This is a genomic window from Pseudomonas borbori, assembly GCF_900115555.1.
GTDB classification, from domain to species: Bacteria; Pseudomonadota; Gammaproteobacteria; order Pseudomonadales; family Pseudomonadaceae; genus Aquipseudomonas; species Aquipseudomonas borbori.
Genome location: NZ_FOWX01000024.1, coordinates 54,640 through 76,647 on the forward strand (window position 1 = coordinate 54,640; position 22,008 = coordinate 76,647).

General features: G+C 61.8%; 19 protein-coding genes. 9 read left to right on the forward strand and 10 right to left on the reverse strand.

What is annotated here, in order from left to right; all coding sequences use genetic code 11:
• Nucleotides 1–8 precede the first annotated feature (8 nt).
• Nucleotides 9–458, forward strand: a complete 450-nt coding sequence (locus tag BM315_RS16940) for a YcgN family cysteine cluster protein (RefSeq protein ID WP_090503128.1) — start codon at nucleotides 9–11, stop codon at nucleotides 456–458.
• A gap of 106 nt (nucleotides 459–564) precedes the next feature.
• The gene (locus BM315_RS16945; RefSeq protein ID WP_090503184.1) at nucleotides 565–1,800 is read left to right on the forward strand and encodes a hypothetical protein; all 1,236 of its coding nucleotides are present in this window, start codon (nucleotides 565–567) and stop codon (nucleotides 1,798–1,800) included.
• Nucleotides 1,801–1,849: 49 nt separating this feature from the next.
• Here BM315_RS16945 and BM315_RS16950 read toward each other — a convergent pair whose 3' ends face one another.
• Together BM315_RS16950 and BM315_RS16955 are read right to left on the reverse strand one after the other, a co-directional pair.
• On the reverse strand, nucleotides 1,850–2,317 hold the full coding sequence (locus BM315_RS16950; RefSeq protein WP_090503130.1) for an RNA methyltransferase: 468 nt from the start codon (nucleotides 2,315–2,317) through the stop codon (nucleotides 1,850–1,852).
• A gap of 251 nt (nucleotides 2,318–2,568) precedes the next feature.
• Complete coding sequence (locus BM315_RS16955) at nucleotides 2,569–2,943, reverse strand: YajD family HNH nuclease (protein ID WP_090503132.1); 375 nt, start codon at nucleotides 2,941–2,943, stop codon at nucleotides 2,569–2,571.
• Between the two features lie 130 nt (nucleotides 2,944–3,073).
• On the opposite strand from BM315_RS16955, the gene BM315_RS16960 reads away from it, so the two are divergent.
• The gene (locus BM315_RS16960; RefSeq protein ID WP_090503134.1) at nucleotides 3,074–3,394 is read left to right on the forward strand and encodes a hypothetical protein; all 321 of its coding nucleotides are present in this window, start codon (nucleotides 3,074–3,076) and stop codon (nucleotides 3,392–3,394) included.
• 120 nt (nucleotides 3,395–3,514) lie between these two features.
• Here the strand turns inward: BM315_RS16960 and BM315_RS16965 are convergent, their stop codons facing one another.
• Complete coding sequence (locus BM315_RS16965; protein ID WP_090503136.1) at nucleotides 3,515–5,548, reverse strand: S9 family peptidase; 2,034 nt, start codon at nucleotides 5,546–5,548, stop codon at nucleotides 3,515–3,517.
• A gap of 182 nt (nucleotides 5,549–5,730) precedes the next feature.
• Between BM315_RS16965 and BM315_RS16970 the strand changes: the two genes are divergently transcribed.
• From BM315_RS16970 to BM315_RS16980, 3 genes are all read left to right on the forward strand, one after another.
• Nucleotides 5,731–6,207: an MFS transporter gene (locus BM315_RS16970; protein ID WP_090503138.1), complete on the forward strand. Its 477-nt coding sequence runs from the start codon at nucleotides 5,731–5,733 to the stop codon at nucleotides 6,205–6,207.
• 288 nt (nucleotides 6,208–6,495) lie between these two features.
• Entirely contained in the window at nucleotides 6,496–7,272 is a 777-nt protein-coding gene (locus BM315_RS16975) for a class II glutamine amidotransferase (RefSeq protein WP_090503140.1), read from the forward strand.
• A gap of 31 nt (nucleotides 7,273–7,303) precedes the next feature.
• A complete protein-coding gene (locus BM315_RS16980) occupies nucleotides 7,304–7,828 on the forward strand; it encodes a DUF2937 family protein (RefSeq protein ID WP_090503142.1) in 525 nt (174 codons plus the stop codon).
• A 120-nt stretch (nucleotides 7,829–7,948) separates the two neighbouring features.
• On the opposite strand, the gene BM315_RS16985 is transcribed toward BM315_RS16980, so the two are convergent.
• The 5 genes from BM315_RS16985 to BM315_RS17005 all read right to left on the reverse strand — a co-directional run bounded on the left by BM315_RS16985 (nucleotide 7,949) and on the right by BM315_RS17005 (nucleotide 15,300).
• Nucleotides 7,949–9,283 carry a TolC family outer membrane protein gene (locus BM315_RS16985; protein WP_090503145.1) on the reverse strand — a complete coding sequence of 445 codons (1,335 nt, stop codon included), beginning with the start codon at nucleotides 9,281–9,283 and terminating at the stop codon, nucleotides 7,949–7,951.
• A 1-nt stretch (nucleotide 9,284) separates the two neighbouring features.
• A complete protein-coding gene (locus BM315_RS16990; RefSeq protein WP_090503148.1) occupies nucleotides 9,285–10,631 on the reverse strand; it encodes an HlyD family type I secretion periplasmic adaptor subunit in 1,347 nt (448 codons plus the stop codon).
• A gap of 6 nt (nucleotides 10,632–10,637) precedes the next feature.
• A complete protein-coding gene (locus BM315_RS16995; RefSeq protein ID WP_090503151.1) occupies nucleotides 10,638–12,377 on the reverse strand; it encodes a type I secretion system permease/ATPase in 1,740 nt (579 codons plus the stop codon).
• Between the two features lie 729 nt (nucleotides 12,378–13,106).
• Complete coding sequence (locus BM315_RS17000; RefSeq protein ID WP_090503153.1) at nucleotides 13,107–14,285, reverse strand: vWA domain-containing protein; 1,179 nt, start codon at nucleotides 14,283–14,285, stop codon at nucleotides 13,107–13,109.
• Between the two features lie 169 nt (nucleotides 14,286–14,454).
• Entirely contained in the window at nucleotides 14,455–15,300 is an 846-nt protein-coding gene (locus BM315_RS17005) for an AAA family ATPase (RefSeq protein WP_090503156.1), read from the reverse strand.
• Nucleotides 15,301–15,640: 340 nt separating this feature from the next.
• Here BM315_RS17005 and cysK point away from each other — a divergent pair, with 340 nt between their 5' ends.
• Nucleotides 15,641–16,615 carry a cysteine synthase A gene (gene cysK, locus BM315_RS17010; RefSeq protein WP_090503158.1) on the forward strand — a complete coding sequence of 325 codons (975 nt, stop codon included), beginning with the start codon at nucleotides 15,641–15,643 and terminating at the stop codon, nucleotides 16,613–16,615.
• 495 nt (nucleotides 16,616–17,110) lie between these two features.
• Here the strand turns inward: cysK and rpoS are convergent, their stop codons facing one another.
• On the reverse strand, nucleotides 17,111–18,127 hold the full coding sequence (gene rpoS, locus BM315_RS17020; RefSeq protein ID WP_090503161.1) for an RNA polymerase sigma factor RpoS: 1,017 nt from the start codon (nucleotides 18,125–18,127) through the stop codon (nucleotides 17,111–17,113).
• A gap of 266 nt (nucleotides 18,128–18,393) precedes the next feature.
• On the opposite strand from rpoS, the gene BM315_RS17025 reads away from it, so the two are divergent.
• Entirely contained in the window at nucleotides 18,394–19,107 is a 714-nt protein-coding gene (locus BM315_RS17025; RefSeq protein WP_090503163.1) for a response regulator, read from the forward strand.
• A 394-nt stretch (nucleotides 19,108–19,501) separates the two neighbouring features.
• On the opposite strand, the gene BM315_RS17030 is transcribed toward BM315_RS17025, so the two are convergent.
• Nucleotides 19,502–20,935 carry a sensor histidine kinase gene (locus BM315_RS17030; protein WP_342029878.1) on the reverse strand — a complete coding sequence of 478 codons (1,434 nt, stop codon included), beginning with the start codon at nucleotides 20,933–20,935 and terminating at the stop codon, nucleotides 19,502–19,504.
• A gap of 679 nt (nucleotides 20,936–21,614) precedes the next feature.
• On the opposite strand from BM315_RS17030, the gene ihfB reads away from it, so the two are divergent.
• On the forward strand, nucleotides 21,615–21,899 hold the full coding sequence (gene ihfB / locus BM315_RS17035) for an integration host factor subunit beta (RefSeq protein WP_079202277.1): 285 nt from the start codon (nucleotides 21,615–21,617) through the stop codon (nucleotides 21,897–21,899).
• The last annotated feature ends 109 nt before the right edge of the window (nucleotides 21,900–22,008 follow it).

Below are 22,008 nucleotides of genomic sequence, written 5' to 3' on the forward strand. Positions count from 1 at the left end.
CCCTCGCCATGGCCGCCAAAGTCGAACCCTTCTGGAAACGCAAAACCCTTGAGCAACTCGATCAGGATGAGTGGGAGTCGCTGTGCGATGGCTGTGGCCTGTGCTGCCTGCAAAAACTCGAGGATGAGGACGACGGCAGCGTCTATTACACGCGCATCGCCTGCAAGCTGCTCGATCTGCAGAGCTGCCGCTGCACCGACTACAGCAACCGCCGGCAATTCGTCGCCGATTGCATCCAGCTCACCCCGGCCCAGGCCGACCAGTTCCAGTGGTTGCCGCCGACCTGTGCCTATCGCCTGGTCAGCGAGGGCAAGGATCTGCTGTTGTGGCATCACCTGGTCTGCGGCGATCCGGAACAGGTGCACCAGCAGCGTATCTCCCAGTCCGGGCGCATGCTCAGCGAAAACAGCGTGGCCGAGGACGATTGGGAAGAACACCTGATTTTTCGCGCAGGCTGAAGCAGGGCATGGTTTAAATAGTTATAACGGTCGTCTTATATTGAGTTGCATGGCCTATATCCAGTCCATGTAATGCATGACCCGTCCCGCCAAGGAAAAGCCCATCATGATGATCCGCCGCAGCTTGTTGTCCGCCTTACTGCTGAGCCTGTGCGCACCGCTCTGGGCGGCGCAGAAGGTCGACCTGGATTACCACGTGCGCTTTCTGCCGGAGAGCGACCAGGCCGAAGTCAGCCTGACGCTGGGCAATGGCGAACGCGTGCACAGCCTGGCGTTCAATCTGGGCGACAAAGGTTATTACAGCGATTTCAGCGCCGACGGCGAGTGGACCCAGGAAAGCCCCGAACGCGGGGTCTGGCAACCGGCCAAAGGCTTGGCGAAGCTGAGCTACCGCGTGCGGATCAACCACCCCCACCCGCGCTTGCAGGATCGTTTTGCCGCACGCATGACCGAGGACTGGGCCCTGCTGCGCGGCGACGACCTGGTGCCCAGCGCCGTGCTGCGTCAACAGGACAAGACCGAGCTGGTCGCGCGCCTGCAGTTCGAACTGCCCAAGGGCTGGCGTGGCGTGGAGACCGGCTGGCCGCGCATTGGCAAGCACAGGTTCCGCATCGACAATCCGTTGCGCAAGTTCGACCGTCCGACCGGCTGGATCGTCGCCGGCAAGATAGGTACGCGCCGGGCCAGACTCGGCGAGACCGACGTGGCCGTCGCCGCGCCGATCGGCGAGGGCATGCGCCGGATGGACATACTCACCCTGCTGACCTTCGTCTGGCCGGAAGCCCAGGCGGTGTTCCCGCGCGACCCGGCCAAACTGCTGATCGTCGGTGCCGGCGACCCGATGTGGCGCGGCGGCCTGTCGGCGCCCAATTCCTATTACATGCACGCCGACCGCCCGCTGGTCAGCGAAAACGGCACCAGCTCACTGGTGCACGAACTGGTGCATGTGTTCAGCCGCATCCAGGCGCGCGATCGCAGCGACTGGATCACCGAAGGACTCGCCGAGTACTACGCCATCGAACTGGTGCGCCGCGCCGGAGGCCTGAACGAAGATCGCTACCAGGCGGTTCGTGAGCAACTGATCCGCTGGAGCAAACCGGTGAAGAGCCTGCGTAGCAGCAATGCCAGCGGCCCGGTGACCGCCCGCGCAGTCCTGCTGTTGCAGGAGCTGGATCGGGAAATCCGCCAGAAGACCAAGGGCAATACCCAGCCACGTTCGCTGGACGACGTGACCCGTGGCCTGATGCGTCTGGACAAGGCCAGCACCAAGGACTTCATCGAGATCAGCGAGAATGTGATGGGCGACCGTTCCGAGGTGCTCGACAGCAAGCTGTTGAAGTAGCCTGCGTCGCTCCTCTGCAGCGTCGCTGTGCGCGCTCGGTTGCGGCCGCTTAGAACTTGGGCCCGGACTTGGTGTTGTTGCCCTTGGCCATACGGTCGTAGAGCACCACATTGACCGTGGCGGCGAGGTTCATGCAGCCCTGGGTGGGGATGTAGATCACATCCTCGCACCAGGCGCGAATTTCCTTGTTCAGCGAGCCGTCTTCCGGGCCGAAGATATAGATCGCCCGATCGGGGTGGGTGTACTGCGGCAGCGGCCGCGCGCCCTCGACCAACTCCACCGCGACCGGTGTGCAGCCCAGCGGGATGATCTTCTGCAGATCATCGATGCCGATCAGCGGAATATCCATATAGATGCGCTTGGTGTCGGTGACGAAGTCGCGGGCGCGCTCGTAACGTGTGCCGGTGTAGAACACCGAGGCCGCGCCATAGCAGCCGGCGGCGCGCATCACCGCACCGACGTTCTCCGGAGATTTGGGATTGTATAAACCAATGCAGCTGTATCGTTTGTTCGCCACGAAGCAGGGCCTTTACGCAAAGGGCGGCAGTATAAGGCCTGACGGCATTGCTGCCAGGGCAATCGGATGAAGCTGCATGCTGGGTCTGATGGGCTATGGCATTGATTGGCCGAGCGCCGATGGGTATCGCTGCGCTCAAACCTACGCGGCCCGCACCATCCTACAAAAGCCCCGCATCGCCGCCCCGTAGGATGTGGTTGAGCGAAACGATACCCATCACAGGTCACCGGGATGGGTACGGTGCCGCCGCCTCAGTCTTTGCTCTTCAGCAGGGCGGCCAGGTCGGCGAAGGCCTTGTGGGTCGATTTCGGCCCCTGCGGGCTGGCGGTCGAGCCTTCGCTGAAGTACTGCTGATCGGTGTAGCGCGCGTGCTCGTTATCGTGGCAGTACAGGCACAGCAATTCCCAGTTGGAGCCATCTTGCGGGTTGTTGTCGTGGTTGTGATCGCGGTGGTGCACGGTCAATTCGCTCAGGCGCTTGCCGGAAAACTCCCGGGCGCAACGGCCGCAGACATGCGGGTACATCTTCAGGGCTTTATCCCGGTAGCCTTCCTCGCGACTGCGCTGGGCATCGGCGAGGATGCGGTCGAGCTTGGCGGTAGGCGAGGGTGATTTGTCCGTGCTCATGGCTGGTCTCGTGGCGGTATGCTGATGCCGACAGTGTAGCCCTGCCGGTGGTCGGCGAAAACAGCCGGAAGGGCACTTGTCGGCGCTACGCGCGGCCCAATGTCCAAGAGTTCGCCAAAGGAGGTGGATGATGCACCTGACCAGCATGCTACTGCTGTGCCTGACGGTCCTGTACGGCGCGGCGATTCAGGCACGGGACTATTCAGTGTCGCCGCAGCGGCCTGCCGGCTCGCCCGGCACCGCCACCCCGCAACCCTTCGTCCAGCCGCAGCCGCGTAACCTGCCTACGCCGGCGCCGCAAAACCCGCCCTTGCTCAACGACGGTACGGGCTACAAGGCCAATCCACCTCGAGGTTCCCTGGCTCCGCCCGATGGCGAGTTGCCGCTGCTGGAGCAGCAGCGCCAGCGCAACAGCCAGGGCTTGCCGGGTAGTCGCAAGGGAAGCGATTGAACTCGCCTTCCCGGATTGCGCCAAGGCTTATCCACCCTACACAAACCCCGTAGGCCGAATTAAGCGCCAGCACAATCCGGGAGACCGTATCCCCGGATACCCAGCAAGCCGCTGTGCCGGTTAGCCGAGCTTGAACACCTTGAGCAGGAAGGCGTACTCCAGTGCCACATCCCTGAGCGCCTGGTAGCGCCCGCTCATGCCGCCGTGGCCGGCGCCGAGGTCGGTCTTGAGCAGCAACAGGCGATTGTCGGTCTTGTGTGCGCGCAGCTTGGCCACCCACTTGGCCGCCTCCCAATACTGCACGCGGCTGTCGTTGTAGCCGGCCACGGCGAGGATCGCCGGGTAGGCCTGGGCCTTGACGTTCTCGTAGGGCGCGTAGCCTTTGATCCGCGCGAACACCTCGGGATCGTGCGGGTCGCCCCATTCGTCGTATTCGGTGACGGTCAGCGGCAGGTCGGGGTTCTGCATGGTGTTGAGCACGTCGACGAAGGGCACTTCGGCGATGGCGGCGGCGAACAGTTCGGGGCGCTGGTTGAGCACTGCGCCGATCAGCAGGCCGCCGGCGCTGCCGCCGCTGATGGCGAGCTGGTCCGGGCTGGTGTAACCGCTGGCGATCAGGTGCTCGGCACAGGCGATGAAATCGCTGAAGCTATTGTGCTTGTGCTCCAGCTTGCCGGCGCGGTACCAGGCTTCGCCCAGCTCGCCGCCGCCGCGCACGTGGGCGATGGCGAAGACGAAGCCGCGCTCGAGCAGGCTCAGGCGCGCGTGGGAGAACCAGGGGTCGAGGCTTTCGCCATAGGCGCCGTAGCCATACAGGTAGAGCGGGGCGGCCTGGCCGAGCACTGCGCGCTTGGCCACCAGGCTGATGGGCACCCGGGTGCCGTCCGGCGCGGTGGCCCAGAGGCGCTGGCTGAGATAATCGTCGGCGTCGAACGGGCCCAGCACCGGGGTTTCCTTGAGCACCTGCTGGGCGCCGTCGGCGAGGGTCAGCTGGCGGATCTGCGCCGGGCGGTTGAGCGCCTCGTAGCGCAGGCGAATCACCGGGCTGGCGAACTCCAGGCTGTCTTGCACGTACAGGCTGTAGGCCGCATCGGGCAGGTCGACCCGGTAGGCCTGCCGGCCCTGGGCATGCACCTCGATGATCGGCAGGCCGCTCTCGCGCAGGCTGAGAACCAGCGCGCTGTGGTTCAGGCTCACCCCTTCGAGCATCACCTGCGGGTCATGGCTGCGCAGCTCGCTCCAGCGCTCGCGGGTCGGGGCGTTGTCTCCTTTCACGCAGTACAGGGCGAAGTTGATCCCGCTCTGGTTGCTGCGGACCAGCCAGGCCCAGTCGCCGTCGACCTTGCCGTGGTCGACATAATATTCGTGGCCTTCCTCGCGCGGCGCCAGGCAGTTGAACGCCGCTTCCGGGGTGTCGGCATCCAGCACCCAGGCTTCGCTGGTGGTCTTGCTGCCCAGCAGCAGCACCAGTTGACGCTCGGAGCTGGCGCGGTAGCAGTTGAGAAAGAAGCGTCCGTCGTCCTCGTGGAACACCATCTCGGCCGAGCCGCTGCCGAGTCGATGGCGGTACAGCTTGTGCGGGCGATGGCAGTCGTCCAACTCGCCGAAGAACAGGGTCTGGCTGTCGTTGGCCCAGGTCATGCTGCCATCGCAATCGGCGAAGGGCAGTTCGCTGACCGTTCCAGTGGCCAGTTCCTTGACGAATAGCTGATAAACCTCGTCGCCGGAGGTGTCCAGGCTGTAGGCCAGGCGCTGGTGGTCCTGGCTTACGCTGAAGGTGCCGAGCGAGAGAAAACCGCCGTGCGCCAGGGCATTGGGGTCGAGCAGCAACTGTTCGGCACTTTCATCGACATCGAGCGAACCGTCGGCCGGGCGCGGGCAACGATAGTGGCGCGGGTATTCGTCACCGGCGGTGGTGCGCTGATAGTACAGCCAGGGCCCCCAGGGCGAAGGCAGCGACAGGTCGGTCTCGCGGATTCGGCCCTTGATCTCCTGAAACAGCGCCTCGCGCAACTCGCGGTGCTCGGCCAGTTCGGCTTCCAGGTAGGCGTTTTCCGCCTTGAGGTATTCGAGCACCTCCTCGGAGTCGCGCTGCTCCAGCCAGGCGTAAGGGTCGGCAGCGTTCTCGGTGCGGGCGATGGGGGCATGCGGCATCTGGTGACTCCAATTCGGTGCGGACAGACGCCTATGAGTCTGTCGGACCACGGAAAAGCCGTTATCATAAGCCCCTCTTCATCGGCTGACCGTTGAAAAATGCACTTCCCGGGCAATCGCGTCTTGCCCGGCAAGCGGTTTTCCACGGTCCTGCAGGCTGTCATGTCAGGAATTCCAGCGTTATGACCGAGAACGACTATTTACTTGCCTGGAGCGCCTATGCCGTCGCCGCCCTGGGTTGCCTGCTGGTGTGGTTCCGCATGACCCGCTGGATGTGGCGTTACCTGCGCGAGCCCCTGCGTTTGCTGGTGGCGGTGCTGTTGTTCAGCCCGACCGTCGTCGATCCGGCCAAGGAGCAGTTCGCTCCGGCGATTGCCATCACCGCGCTGGATCTGCTGTTGAATGTGGGTACCAGCGTCTGGCGCGCAGTGGCCGATCTGGCCATGTACGGCCTGATCGCATTCGCTCTTTACCTGTTGTTCGTCGCCATTCGTTGGCCCCTGGAGCGCTGGTGGAAGGGTCGTCGTGGCCCGCAAGCGGAACCGGATGACGACAATGCACCGACCCTGCGCGAGATCATGCAGCGCGAGAGCGACGAACCCGGTGAACGTTATAGGCAGACTGGCGATCGTCGTTTACGCGTCGAACCGCGTCTTTGAGTCGGCAGGTCGGGCCGGGCCACGCAGGCGGTGCTGCGCATTGTCGTAGGTTGGGTTAGCGGCGATCACACTCTCGAGCAAGCCACAGGTTCAAGCTGCCGCGTAACCCAACACAGCGCCAGCAAGCTCACTGCCATGATGGGTTACGCCGTGCAGAAAATGCGGTCTTGTCGCGCATCGCCTGGGCGGCTAACCCATCCTACGCGCCTGCCCAAGCGGTCATGGCTTGCACCCGCCTGTGCAGACGTTCAGCATGTGTCTTTGTGCGCAGAGTCGAGAGTTTTAACCATGTGTGAATTGCTCGGCATGAGCGCCAATGTACCCACCGACATCGTTTTCAGCTTTACGGGGCTGATGCGCCGCGGCGGCGGCACCGGGCCGCATCGCGACGGTTGGGGTATCGGCTTCTATGAAGGGCGCGGCTTGCGCCTGTTCCAGGAGCCGCGCGCCAGCAGCGAGTCGGAAGTGGCGCAACTGGTACAGCGCTACCCGATCAAGAGCGAAGTGGTGATCGGCCATATCCGCCAGGCCAACGTCGGCAAGGTCTGCCTGGCCAATACCCATCCGTTCGTGCGCGAGCTGTGGGGGCGCAACTGGTGTTTCGCGCACAACGGCCAGATGACGGGGTTTGCTCCTTCGCCGGGCTTCTATCGACCGGTTGGCGATACCGACAGCGAGGCGGCTTTTTGCGATCTGCTCAACGGTCTGCGCCAGGCCTTCCCGGAGCCGGTGGCGGTTGAGCTGTTCTTGCCCAGCCTGGTGGCGGCTTGTGCGACCTATCGCCAACACGGCGTGTTCAACTGCCTGCTCAGCGATGGCGACTGGCTTTTCAGTTTCTGCTCGACCAAGCTGGCGCACATCACCCGGCGCGCGCCCTTTGGCCCGGCACGGTTGAAAGATGCCGATGTGCGGGTGGATTTCCAGGCTGAGACCACCCCCGACGATGTGGTGACGGTGCTGGCCACCGAGCCCTTGACCGCCAACGAGCGCTGGAGTCTGTATCGACCGGGCGAGTGGCGACTGTGGCGGCGCGGCGAGTGCGTGGCGCAGGGCTTGTCCGATTGAGCGACGGATAATTTGAAACAGGGAGGGGGCGATGTTCAGAAGCTATCTACGTTTGGCGCTGTTTGCCCTGGGCCTGCTGGTGGGGGTGCAGGTACCGGGTTTTATCGACGACTACAGCAAGCGTGTCGAAGCACACCGGCTGGAGTCCGAGCAGGGCCTGACGGGTTTCCGCGAAACCGCCAGGCGCTTTTTCAACGGTGACCTGCAGGCGTTGGTGAGCCACTATCAGGCCAGCAATGACCCGGTGATGCGCAGCGACGCGCAGAGCGTGGGCTATCTGGTCGAGCGCGCGAGTTTCCTCGAACTGGAATGGCAGGCCATGCAAGGGCCCTGGTACGCCCAGGTCTGGCATCTGGCGACGGCCGCCGATCGCGAGCTGACGGACGAAACCTACAGCGCCTACCGTTACCAGGTGCTGCTGGCGCCGCAAGCCATCGCCTGGGGCCTGGTCTGTGCCTTGCTGCTGGCCTGGCTGGTGGAAAGCCTGTTGTTGCTGATGGGGCTGATGCTGGGCGTCGGCCGCAGCCAGAAGGTGCAGCAGCGGCATTGGCGTTGACGCCAGTTGGAATTTGTCGTCGTTTTCAACGATTCGCGGCCCACGCGGATCGCCGCCCGGAACGCGGCGTCTGTGTGGGAGAGGCTTCAGCCCAAGAACCTCGCTACCCCGGAGCCTGCCTCAATAGCCCAGAGCCAGTTCCGGCCCTAGGTAGGCGTTGACCCGGCCTATGTCGTCGTCGCCGAGCAGGCCCACGGCAGCCTCCAATTGCAGGCGCGACAGCAGGTAGCGCAACTTGGCTTCCAGCAGGTCGCGGCGGGCGAGAAATACCTGTTCCTCGGCGTTGAGGATGTCGACGTTGGTGCTGGAGCCGGCGAGAAAGCCCTTCCTGGCTGAATCCTGGGCGCGTTCGCTGGAGGCGACGGCTCGTTCCAGGGCCCTGATACGGGCCTGGCCGCTTTGCACGCCACGAAACTCGCGGGTAGTGGCTGAGAACACTTCCTCGCGGGCGGCATTCAACTCTTCGCTGGCCTGCTCGCGACTCGCCACGGCCTGACGCACCCTGGCGCTGACTGCGCCGCCGGAGAACAGCGGCATATTGAGTTCCAGGCCGGCGGAGGCGTAGCGGTTATTTTGGTTGATGGTGGAGATGGAATCGCTCTCACTGTCGGTATAGCCCAGCACCAGGTCGAGGGTCGGCCAGTGCCCGCTGCTGGCCCGGTTGACTTCCTCTTCCGCCACTCCGTGGCTGTAGTGGCGTGCACGCAGGGCCGGGTTATTGGCCCGGGCTTTGCTTATCCACTCCTGTAGGGTTTCGGGGAACAAACTCGGGGTCGGGAAGTCATGACGCAAGGTGGCGACCTGTTCGGGAACTTCGCCGAGCATTTCCTCGAGCAGGCGCAGGGCTATTACGTGGTTGTCCTGTGCCTCGATTAGTTCGGCGGCAGCCAGGTCGCGCCGCGCCGTGGCCTGATCGACGTCGGTGATGGTGCCGTCGCCCAGGTCGAAACGCCGTTGCGAGGCCGCCACCTGCTGTTCGAATGCCTTCAGCTTGGCCTCTGCCAGGTCGATGGTTTCCCGGGTCAACAGTACATCGAAATAGCGGCCGGTCAGGCGTACCGCGGCATTCTGGCTCTTGGCGTCGAACACTGCCTCGCTGTAGTTGGCACGTTGTTTGCCCTGGCGGTACTCGGCGAGCTTCTGCCGATTGAACAGTGGCTGGCGCAACTGCACCGCGAGGTTCTCCGAGTCGTAATCCAGGTCGCGCTCCAGGTCGACCGTAGATTGCTCCTGGGTGCCGTCGACGCGGCTCTTGCTGGCGCTGGCATTGAGTTGCGGGAGTAGGCCGGCGCGGCCGAGGTTGCGATTCTCCAGGCCGGCATCGCGTTCATGCATGGCCGCGCGATAGGTGGGGCCTTGTAGTCGCAGAGTATCCCAGGCGTCCTGCAAGTCCAGGGCGCTAACGGGCAGGCTGGCCAAGCCGGCCAGGCATACCACGGTGAGGCGAACTGCCATGTTATTGCTCCTTGAAAGCGCCATCGACTCGGTCGAGCATCGGTTTCATCAGGTAGCTCATCAGGTTGCGCTCGCCGGTCTTGATGGTCACGGTGGCCGGCATGCCGGGGCGAATCCGGTTGCTGCCGAGTTTGCTCATGCCCTCTTCGGTTACCTCGATTTCGGCCAGGTAGTAGGGTTGCTGGGTGGTTTCATCGACCAGCCGGTCGGCCGATACGGTGAGCACGCGCCCCGGAATATTCGGGGTCTGCGCATGGTTGAAGGCAGGAAAGGCGATGTCCACCGGCAACCCTGCAGCCATCTTGTCGATGGCCTGCACCGGAATCATGGCGTCGACCTGTAGCGGTTCGTCTGCCGGTACTACATGCATGATAGTCGAGCCTGGCTGGATCACCCCGCCGATGGTGCTGACATTCAGGCCCAGTACAATCCCGTCGATGGGCGAACGGATCACCGTGTTGCTGACTTCATAGTCGAGCGAGCGCAAACGGTCGGCCAGGGCCGTGGCTTCCTTCTGGGTCTCGGTCAGTTGCGACTGCACTTCCTTCTGGAAGTTTTGCTCGAGCTGGAGGATGCGCAACTTCAGCTCGGCGATCTGATTGCGCGTGCGCCCGATGTCGGTGATGTTCTGCGCCAGCGAGGCATTCAGTTCGGCCGCGTTGCGCTCCAGTTCGAGCATGCGGTTGCGTGTGACATAGCCTTCGGCGGCGAGGCTGCGGATACCTTCGAGCTCCTGGTTGAGAAACTTGATCTGCGCATAGCGTGAGCCTTGAACCTGGCGCAGCCCTTTGATTTGTTCTTCGGCGCCGCGGATATTTTCCTGCAGGATCCCGGCTTCACCGGTCAGAGCCGCACGGCGGGTGGCGAACAGGCGCTGCTGCAGGCGGGTCGCCGCATGCAGGCGCGGGTTGTCGGCGAACTGGGCGAGCAGTTCGGGATCGAAGGTCACTTCGTCGAGCCCGTCACGTTCGGCCTGCAGGCGGTTTTCAACGGTTCGCACCACTATGTACTGCGAGCTGACCACACCTTGCTCGGCAAGCGCCTGGGTCGAGTCAAGTTCGATCAAGGCCTGGTTGTGTTTCACCAACTGGCCTTCGCGTACCAGGATCGCCTTGACCGAACCACCGGTCAGGTGCTGGATGGTCTTGCGGTTGTCGGTCACGTTGACCGTGGCATTGGCCACTACGCCGGCATCCAGGGGGGCCATGATGGCCCAGAGGATAAACCCGCCGAACCCGGCGAGCACCAGCAGCAGACCCCAGCGCCCGGGGCGGCGGTCATCGACGTCGATGCCTGGCTGATTGTTGGCCTGCGGCAGGTTTTTGCTTTCGAACTCGAGATTCGACATGGTTCATCACTCCTTGGTCTTGACCGACGCCAGGGTCGGTGAACCCGCCGCGGCCGGCATCACGCTGGCCTGGCGGAGTGCGCTGAAGACTTCATCGCGGCTGCCGAACATCTGCACGGCGCCCTCGCGTAGCACCAGTACCTTGTCGACTATGTTCATCACGGTCGGCCGATGCGAGATCAGCACCAGGGTCTTGCCGCGTTGTTTGAGCTCGACCAGAGCTTTGATCAGGGCCGCCTCGCCGACGTCGTCGAGACTGGCGTTCGGTTCGTCCAGCACGATCAGCGAGGGTTCGCCATACAGGGCGCGGGCCAGGCCGATGCGTTGCTTCTGGCCACCGGACAGCGAGCCGCCGTCGGCGCCCAATGGCGTGTCGTAGCCTTGCGGCAAGCGCAGGATCATCTCGTGCACGCCGGCTTGCTGGGCCGCCAAGATCACCGCCTCACCGTCTATTTCGCCGAAGCGGGCGATGTTCTCGGCGATGCTGCCATCGAACAGCTCGACATCCTGTGGCAGGTAGCCCAGCCAGGGGCCGAGTTCCTCCTTGTCCCACTGATATACGTCGGCCCCATCCAGGCGCACCTTGCCGGCGGTGGCCGGCCAGACGCCGACCAGTAGCCGCGCCAGGGTCGACTTGCCGGCGGCCGATGGACCGATGATGCCCAGCGCTTCGCCGGGGGCGACACTGAGCGATACGCCGCGCAGAATCGTTACCGGCGAGCCTGGCGCGGTGGTATAGGCGCCTTCCACCGCGACCATGCCCAGCGGTTTGGGCAGGGGCATCCCCGGTTTGTGTGCGGGGAAGTCGCTCAGCAGGGTGTTGAGACGCTCCCAGGCCGAGCGGCTGGTGAGCAGCTGCTTCCAGGTCGAGATCGCCAATTCGACCGGCGCCAGGGCGCGCCCGGCCAGGATCGAACAGGCGATCATCATCCCTGGGGTGATCTTGCCTTCGATCGCCAGCAGCGCCCCGGTACCGAGAATCAGCGACTGCAGGGTAATGCGCACGAAGCGCGTGGTGCCGTTGATATAAGCCGCGCGATCCGAGGCCAGGGTCTGCATCTCCAGGGTGCGCAGGTGATTGCCGAACCAGCGCTGGCGGATGGCCGGGAGCATGCCCATGGCCTCGATGACTTCAGCGTTGCGCAGGTTGTTATTGGCGAAAGCGCCGGAAGCCAGGGCGGACTGGTTGGCTTCGGCCAGAGGCTTGCGGGTGCTGACCTCGGTCAGGTAGGCGAGGGCGATCAGCAGTATCGAACCGATCAGGGTGATCAGGCCGAGCAGCGGGTGCACCAGGGTTATCACCAGCAGGAAAATCGGCGTCCAGGGCGCATCGAAGAAGGCGAACAGGCCGTTGCCGGTGAGAAATTGACGCACCTGGGACAGGTCTTGCAGCGCTTGCGCCGGGTTGCCGCCAGCGCGCCGCAGGTTGCGTTCGAAGGCTGCACCGAATACGCGCTTGTTGAGCATCATATCGAGGCGGTTGCCGACCCGGATCAGCACACTCGAGCGCACCACTTCCAGCAGGGCCATCAGTACGTACAGGCCCACGACCAGCACCGTCAGCATCAGCAGGGTGGTGACGTTGCTGCTGACCAGTGCGCGGTCATACACCTGCAGCATGTACACCGCAGGCGTCAGCATCAGCAGGTTGATCACCCCGCTGAAAGCGGCCAGGGCATAGAAGGTTCGGCGTAAGCGAAACAACACCTCAGCCAGTTCGGAGCGTGGGGACGGCAACATGTCCATATAGAACCTCCAGGACTGCAGATCTCTGTGTGCTTAGCCGCAGCTAAAGCGATTCGCCGTCCGCCCTAGGCGATCAAAGTGGCGGGCTATAACAATGCCCCGCTCAGGTGCCAACGGTGGGTTTGCTAACTAGGTATAGAACGGGTTTTCGGCTTCACGCAAGCGCTGAACGGGCTGGATCTGCCTATCCGCGCTGTAATACGGCTGGGCTTATTCTCTACTGCCGGCAGTGGCTTATGATTACTAAGGGTTTTTAGTATTTAGGCCGACGGAATCTTGACCAGGCGAATTGAGAGACTTTGGTCTGGTCGTGAGAGATGCCTGAAAAGCCGGAGGGGCGGTTGCACAGGCGGTGAGCTTCCCGGATTGCATCCGGGTTACGGGGGGTTGTGTAGGGGGGGGGGGGCGGGGCGCGTAGCTGACGCTTTTTTCATCCACCATCGTTGTTGGTGGATGGGTGAAGCGTCATCCACCCTACGAGGCTATTGTTTTATATATAGAAATTTAATCTGCACAAAGACCTGTAGGAGCGGGCCATGCCCGCGAAACGCATCGCGGGCATGGAACTAGGCGTCCCCCCCGCTCCTACAGGTACCTACAAGCTGATAGGCGCAATTGCACCCCCAGTTTGCTGCTGACAGTGCGGCGTCGAAGACGGCGAGCGAACTCCTACAGTGTCGACTTCATGCAACCAACAGGTACATAGCCACTTGTATTGCCGGCATGGGCCTACTTGGAGAGAAACTTCATGCCATCCTCCAACCCCTGCAGCGTCAGCGGGTACATCTTGTCTTCCAGCAGCTCGCGCATGATGTTGGTGGAGGCGGTGTAGCCCCAGGTGTCCTTGGGGTAGGGGTTGATCCAGATGAGCTTCTTGTACTTCTCCATGAAACGCTTGATCCACACGTAGCCCGGTTCTTCGTTCCAATGCTCGACGCTGCCGCCGGCCTGGGTGATCTCGTAGGGCGCCATGGCCGCATCGCCGACGAACACCACCTTGTAGTCGGCGCCGTACTTGTGCAGCAGATCCTGGGTGGAGAAGCGCTCGGAGCTGCGGCGCAGGTTGTTCTTCCACACCGACTCGTACACGCAGTTGTGGAAGTAGAAATACTCCATGTGCTTGAACTCGGTCTTGCAGGCCGAGAACAGCTCCTCGCAGACCTTGACGTGGGCATCCATCGAGCCGCCGATGTCGAACAGGATCAGCAGCTTGACCGTGTTGCGCCGCTCCGGGCGCATCTGGATGTTGAGCAGGCCGCCGTCCTTGGCGGTGTGGTCGATGGTGCCGTCCAGGTCCAGCTCGTCCTGGGCGCCCTGGCGGGCGAACTTGCGCAGGCGGCGCAGGGCGATCTTGATATTGCGCGTGCCCAGCTCGACCTGGTCGTCGAGGTTCTTGTATTCGCGCTGATCCCAGACCTTGACCGCCTTGCCCTGGCGCTGGCCGGCGTCGCCGACGCGGATGCCTTCCGGGTTGAAGCCGCCGGAGCCGAACGGGCTGGTGCCGCCCGTGCCGATCCACTTGTTGCCGCCGGCGTGGCGTTCCTTCTGCTCTTCCAGGCGCTTCTTGAATTCCTCGATCAGCTTGTCCAGGCCGCCGAGGGATTCGATCCTGGCACGTTCCTCGTCGCTCAGCGAACGCTCGAACTCCTTGCGCAGCCATTCATCGGGAATCAAGGCCTCGATGTGCTGGTTGAGATTCTCCAGGCCCTTGAAATAGGCGCCGAAGGCGCGGTCGAACTTGTCGAAATGGCGCTCGTCCTTGACCAGGATCGCCCGGGCGAGATAGTAGAACTCGTCCATGTCGGCGAACACCACGTTGTGCTTCAACGCATTGATCAGGTCGAGCAGCTCGCGCACCGACACCGGCACCTTGGCCGCGCGCATTTCATTGAACAGGTTGAGCAGCATGGCTGCATCCTCGTGTAATCGTTGACTCCAAAAATCGTTCCAGGGGCTGCGAGCTAGAGCCAGGCAAGGCGAGGGCAGACGAGGAAGCGGAGTTTACGACTGTAAATGAGCATTCCGAGTCTGGCCTCAACGCAGCATGGCCGACGCGCAGCGGTCCCTGGGGCGATTTTCAGCGCGAGGCGCGGCGGCTCATAAACGCCAGGCGCTCGAGCAGTTGCACGTCCTGCTCGTTCTTCACCAGGGCGCCGGCCAGCGGCGGGATGGCCTTGGTCGGATCGCGTTCGCGCAGTACCGCTTCGCCGATATCGTCGGCCATCAGCAGCTTGAGCCAGTCGACCAGTTCGCTGGTCGAGGGCTTCTTCTTCAGGCCCGGCACCTTGCGCACGTCGAAGAACACGTCCAGCGCCTCGGCGACCAGGTCCTTCTTGATGTTGGGGTAGTGCACATCGACGATCTTCTGCAGGGTCACGCGGTCCGGGAAGGCGATGTAGTGAAAGAAGCAGCGGCGCAGGAAGGCGTCCGGCAGTTCCTTCTCGTTGTTCGAGGTGATGATGATGATCGGGCGTAGCTTGGCCTTGATCGTCTCGTCGGTCTCGTAAACGTAGAACTCCATCTTGTCGAGTTCTTGCAGCAGGTCGTTGGGGAATTCGATGTCGGCCTTGTCGATTTCGTCGATCAACAGGATCACCCGCTCATCCGACTCGAAGGCTTCCCACAGTTTGCCCTTCTTGATGTAGTTGCGCACGTCGTGGACTTTGTCCGAATCCAGCTGCGAATCACGCAGGCGGCTGACCGCGTCGTACTCGTACAGGCCCTGGTGGGCCTTGGTGGTGGACTTGATATGCCAGGTGATCAGACGGGCGCCGAAGGACTCGGCCAGTTGTTCGGCGAGCATGGTCTTGCCGGTGCCTGGCTCGCCCTTGACCAGCAGCGGACGCTCCAGGGTAATCGCGGCGTTGACCGCCAGCTTGAGGTCGTCGGTGGCGACGTACGACTGGGTGCCTTCGAACTTCATCGGTAAATCCTCGAACGGTAACGTGCCGGGTAATACCCGCGGGTTCAGTATTTGAAAAGGCGACTATACCGCGCAGTCCCGGCGACTGTGAACGTAGACGCACCATTCAGTCACTGAATGGCGGGTCACGTTTTGCGCGTCACCGGAGTTGGCTGGTGCCCCTATCCGCCCTTCACCACACTGGACGGCGGCGCCTGGGCATCTTAGGCTTCAGCGCTTGTGAAAATATCGAGCGACGTAGCGAGGCCGTCTCCAGACGTATGGAGGCGGTCGCAGTAGGCGAGAGTTTTTTCACAAGTTCTTTGGCCTTCTTCCGGCCGCCAAGCACAAGGACACCGCCATGAGCCGCATCTTCGCAGACAACGCACAAACCATCGGCAACACTCCGCTGGTCAAAATCAACCGCCTCGGCCCGGCGGGCGTCACCATATTGGCCAAGATCGAAGGACGTAACCCGGCCTATTCGGTGAAGTGCCGGATCGGCGCCAGCATGGTCTGGGATGCCGAGGAGCGCGGCCTGCTCAAGCCCGGTATGTGCATCGTCGAGCCGACCTCGGGCAATACCGGCATCGGCCTGGCCTTCGTCGCGGCGGCACGCGGTTATCAATTGCTGCTGACCATGCCGGCCTCGATGAGCCTGGAACGGCGCAAGGTGCTCAAGGCTCTGGGCGCCGAACTGGTGCTGACCGAGCCGGCCAAGGGCATGAAGGGCGCCATCGAGCGCGCCACGGAAATCGCCGCCGCCAACCCCGCCAAGTATTTCTTGCCGCAGCAGTTCAACAACCCGGCCAATCCGGCGATCCACGAAACCACCACCGGCCCGGAAATCTGGAACGACACCGCTGGCGCCATCGATGTGCTGGTCTCGGGCGTCGGCACCGGCGGCACCATCACCGGCGTGTCGCGCTACATCAAGCTAGCCCGGGGCAAGGCGATTCTCTCGGTGGCGGTCGAGCCGACCAACTCGCCGGTGATCAGCCAGACCATCGCCGGCGAAGAGCTCAAGCCCAGCCCGCACAAGATCCAGGGTATCGGCGCCGGTTTCGTGCCGGACAACCTCGACTTGAGCATGGTCGATCGGGTCGAGCAGGTCAGCGACGAGGACTCCAAGGCCGTGGCGCTACGGCTGATGCGCGAAGAAGGCATCCTCTGCGGCATCTCCTGCGGCGCCGCCATGGCTGCGGCCCTGCGCATCGCCGCCGAACCGGCGATGCAGGGCAAGACCATCGTGGTCATCCTGCCGGACTCCGGCGAGCGCTACCTGTCGAGCATGCTGTTCAGCGATATGTTCAGCGAGCAGGAGCTGGTGCAATAAGCAGCGTAAAGATAAGACCGTAGGATGGGTGGGGCCGCCTAGGTTAGGCGCCTGCAAGTCGACCTGCTGCCAGCAGAACAAGCGCGCCGTAACCCATCATCGATATTCGCCCACCAACGGGTACAGGCATGAACCGCCGATGGGTATCGCTCTGCTCAACATCCTACGGTTACTGGCTCCTGCAAGACTCCGTGCATATCCAAATCTCTACAGCATTGTAGGAGCGGGGGGACGCCCAGTTCCATGCCCGCGATGCGTTTCGCGGGCATGGCCCGCTCCTGCAGGTCTTTGTGAAGATTAAATTTATATTTATAAAACAACGAGTTAATTATTTTTTGATGAAGGCTGGCCATGCCCTGATGGGGGGCGCGGGCACGAAACCAGGCGTCCCCCACTCCTTCGATGGGCATCAATCGCCAGCGCCCATACAGACCAAAGCCCCACACCTGGTGCGGGGCTTTGGCGTATTGATCGCGATGTTTACCGCATCGCTGGTTATTGGAACAATGCGTCGCCGGAAAGGCCGTTCTTCTCCAGAATGGTCCGCAGGCGCTTGAGCGCCACCGCCTGAATCTGCCTGACCCGCTCGCGTGTCAGACCGATAGCCTGGCCCATTTCTTCCAGCGTACAGCCCTCGTCGCCACGCAAACCGAAACGACGAACAACGACTTCTTTCTGTCTATCGGGAAGTTCCGCCAGCCACTCCCTGATGCTTTGTGCCAACTCACTGTCCTGTAGCAGCTCGCACGGATCGTTGGGATGCTCGTCTGCGATGGTGTCCAGCAGGGTCTTCTCGGAGCCAGCGCCGAGCGCTGTATCCAGCGAAGACACCCAGACATTCAAGTCGCGTATGTTCTCGATCTCACAGACGTTTTTTTCCATGAGTTTGGCGATCTCTTCGCACGAAGGGTCATGATCGAGCTTGCGCGTCAGTTCACGGCCTGCGGCGAGATACGCATAGAGCTTCTTGATTACATAGGTCGGCAGGCGGATGGTCCGGGTCTGATTCATCAGTGCTCGCTCGATGGTTTCGCGAATCCACCAGGTGCCATAGGTCGAGAATCGGTAGCCCAGTTCGGGGTCGAATTTGTCCACCGCATGGATCAGGCCGAGATTGCCTTCTTCGATCAGATCCAGCAGAGACAGGCCACGGTTGAGATAGCCACGGGCAATCTTCACCACCAGGCGCAAGTTGCTCTCGATCATGCGTCTGCGGGCCTGCTGATCGCCCCGTTTTGCCAGGCGTGCGAAGTGTTGTTCTTCCTGAGGGGAGAGCAGCGGGGAAAATCCGATTTCATTCAGGTACAGACGAGTCGTATCAAGCGCTTGCGTCTGATCGATGAGCTTATGGTTCTTTACAGGATCGAGCTTGACAGGATCGAGCTTGCATTTGCCCTGGGTGAGGGAAACTGTTGCCGCCTTCTTCGCTGAAGGCTGGCTGGCGTAATTGCTGGCGGCGCCAGATTGTTGGCATCGATCAACAGTACGGTCACTTCTGAATATTAATGTCATGTTATTTATCCAGATATTCCTTTAGGTCTAAAGGATGCAGCCGTACCCGAATAGCCGATAGATTCGGAAGTCGAGTCAAATGGTGCGACGTTGGTCTGCTATAAGTATTGGACTAAGGTCTGATCGGGTTTTGCCCGGCCGTACTGGCAATGACCGTCGCGATACTCTCGCGCGCGATTTCGGGGCGGGAGAGAAGGTCGCTGACCGATACGGCACGGCAAGTGCTTGCAATCACGGCAAAGCCCGGCGCGACGGAGGGACGATCAATGAGTTCCAGAATCAGGATTTGCATAGTTGACGATCATCCGCTCTTGAGGCAGGGCGTCGTTGCGGCGCTCAGGAGAGTTGCCGAGTTCGAGGTGGTGGAGCAGGGTGGTTCTGCCGATGAAGCCAAAGCCATTGCGATCAAGCACATGCCTGATGTGATTTTGATGGACGTAAATATGCCCGGCGACAGTTTTGCCGCCGTACGTTCCATTGTTTCGGCTACGCCGACGGTCAAGGTAATGATGTTGACTGTGTCCGAATCCGAAGACGATGCCTATACCGCTTTGGAGGCTGGCGCCAAGGGTTATGTACTCAAAGGTATAAGTGGGCCGGAGTTGGTGCAGGCGATTAAAAACGTGGCGCTGGGACAAACATTCATCACGCCAGGTTTTGCCAGCAAGCTGATCAGCAATCTCAAGAAGCATAACGACGATGAAAAGAGTGTCGCCGAGCTTACCCACCGCGAAGAGCAAATTATCCGTGAGGTCGCCAACGGGCTGACCAACCGCGAAGTTGCCGAAAAGTTTTCGCTGAGCGAGAAAACCGTCAAGCATTACATGACCAGTGTCATGCAAAAGCTCCATGCGCGTAATCGGGTGGAGGCGGTCACGGCCATCAGGCTCCACTGGAAAAATGAGCATCTATCGCGCGTCAAGCCGCGCCAGGTCAGTCAGCGACTGCTGCCCACCCCGCCAGACAGGGATGTGAACTAGGGCTGCGGCTGGCCTGTCAAGGGGGCGGGGCCGCACCGCTGCCAACCCCTGGTGCGCACGGCCTAGGCGGCCCCGCACACCCTACGGGCCGGTGTCAGCGAAACAATAATTTTGAGGCAGCACACTAGTGTCACGACACGATTAATCTGTCGCTTCCCGTGGGAGGGGCTTTAGCCGCGATTGACCTTGAGGGCGCAAAGCATCGCGGCTGAAGCGGAACGCCGCCCGGCCCCTCCCACACAGCCTGGCATTGAACCGACATTTCATGGTTGACGCGACACTCGTGTGCTTTGGACGTTCTACGTCCGTCGTGCTGGGCGCGGAGCGTCTCGGGCTGCATGGCCACGCAGTCGGTCCGACGCCTCGACGCCTCGACGCGGGGACGATCGGATGGCTACTCTTGGGTAGACGCCAAGTCGCCAGTCGTGTCAGAGGGCGGTTTGCCTGGGTCGTCCAGTCTGAACTGTGCGCTTACCTTGGTGCCGGTGCCGGGTATGGAGTGGATATGGAACTTCCCTCCCAGCGATTCGACGCGGTAGCGCATACCGGCCAAGCCCAGGCGCGTTCTGCCCGTACCTGTGGTCTCCAGGCTGTCGGTGTCTATCCCGTCGCCGGCATCGGTCACCTGTATCCTGAGCAAACCCTGGTCATAGGAGGCGAGGACGACCTGGCCCTTGCCGCCGGCATGGCGATAGGCATTGTTCAGCGCTTCCTGGATAAAGCGATAGATGCAGACCTTGTACGGCGCCGGCACGTTTTCCGGCAGCGATCTGCAGGTGAGGTCGACCTTGGTTTCGGTTCGTTGTTGATGGCGCTGCACGGCGAGTTCCAGCTCCTGGCGCAAGCTTATGCCGTTGATTTCCGGAAGCGCCAGACCACGAGAAATTTCGCGAACCTCGCGTAGGGCGTCCTGAGCGGCGCTCCTGATCGTCTCGAGTGCATCGCCTTCCGGTTGGGCACTGTTTCTGTTGCGCTCTTGCAAGGTGTTGAGCTCATCGAGCCTGACGAGGATCAGGGTCAACAACTGGGCTGGGCCATCATGCAGATCGGCGCCGCAACGGCGCAGGGTGAGTTCGTTGATACGCGAGAATGCCTGGTTCGCGGTGGTGATCTTGCGCTGCAGACCGATGTTCTTTGCGTGCAGTTGGGTCTGCTCTTGCATTTGTCTGCTGAGCGCATGCTGTTGCTGCATAATGATCCGTTCGCCACGGTGCACGATGGCGAACAGCAGCAACAACATCGCCACGGTAGCGGTGCCGACGACGATCCACACTTCCTGACGGACACGCGCGATTTCTTGCTCAAGCACTTCCGCCAGTTCATAGAACTCGCCAACGGCAATGATCTTGCCCGTGCCGAACTCACGCAGCGGGGCATAAATCTCATAAAGAGGAATGCCCAGGCTGCGCTCATAGCTATTTTCTGCTTCGTTCAGCGTGCCCCATTCCGTTACCGTATTCCCCTCGAATGCCAGGTCGATCTCCGCTGTCGAAAACGACTTGTTCACCACTTCCTTGTTGGTGCTGTAGATGACCGTGCCATCCGGGCTCCAGATTTTGACCGAGATCACATGGGAGTTCAGTGTGGGACTGGTCATCAGGTGGTCAATGGCTTGAGCGGTCTGCACGGAAAGTCTGCCGGTCGTTGTCAGCTCCTGAACATAGGGCTCCAGGAAGGTGGTCATGTACAAGGCGCCAGCATCTGCTGCCGCCTGCACTGACGAGCGTTCGATGGTCTTGCTGACCAGGTTGCCGACGAAGGTCATGGTCAGCCCGAGGATGATCGACGCGGCAATCACGAATTGGCTCGATCGACTCAAACGGCGCAAGGGCGCGAACACCCTTTGCCACCCAGGCAGGCGCGAATTCGACGTAGGCGCCGAACTCGGTCCAGGCGCACCCTGGCTGGCCTTTAGTGGCAAGGCCGACGACGGGGACGCGAGATTCGCCGGTATGGGCATCCGCGCGACTCCTCAATGCTCTTGCATTAGCGCAACCAAACACAGGCACGTGACAGCATGATCTGTTGCCAGGCTCTCGACTGCCCACGCATGTCGGCGTATCGGACAAAAATCCGCACCTGCGCTGAAATGCTTGGGGTCGCGCCATCCGTGTCTGGGCCAAGCCAGAGATCCGCATACCCTACTTGCTGCATAAGTCTAGTTCAGTCGCAGAATTTGCGTGGGGGAGGGGCCGTCGGCGTAGCCGAGTATCCCGGCACGACCCTTGGCTCCCGGTGATCGGCAGCGGCGTCGCACCAACCAGGGAGAGTCTGCGGCCAAGGTTTTTGTCTCGGACTGTGGACGATCAACCTGGCAGCCCTGCGGGCTGCATTCGCCGCGGGGTCGGAACGCCGCCCGGCGCCTTCTACATGGATGTGGGGTGTGCCGTAAACCTGTCGGCGACCTCGTGGGGCGATCAATTGATTTGTGGGCTGTTCAAATGCTGAGCAGCATGCTAAAACCATCCTATCGAGTGATCTAGCCGCTTGAAAAAGAAGGGAAAAACATGACCAAGTCGGAGTTGATCGAAAGGATCGTCACCCATCAGGGGCAGCTCTCAAACAAAGATGTCGAGCTGGCCATCAAGACCATGCTGGAACAGATGTCCCAGGCATTGGCTACGGGTGACCGCATTGAAATTCGCGGCTTCGGCAGTTTCTCTCTGCACTACCGCGCCCCTCGCGTGGGCCGTAACCCTAAAACCGGTCAGTCGGTACCCCTTGATGGCAAGTTCGTACCGCATTTCAAACCGGGTAAGGAGCTGCGCGATCGGGTCAACGAGGACGAGTAGAGCCGCTTGCAAGGTGCTGAGCCCACGGCAGGCTCGCAATGTGCCGATGTTCTCCGTTTTCCCCTGGCAAGTTATCGATATTTCTGCTTCTGCTGCCCCTTGCTGATGG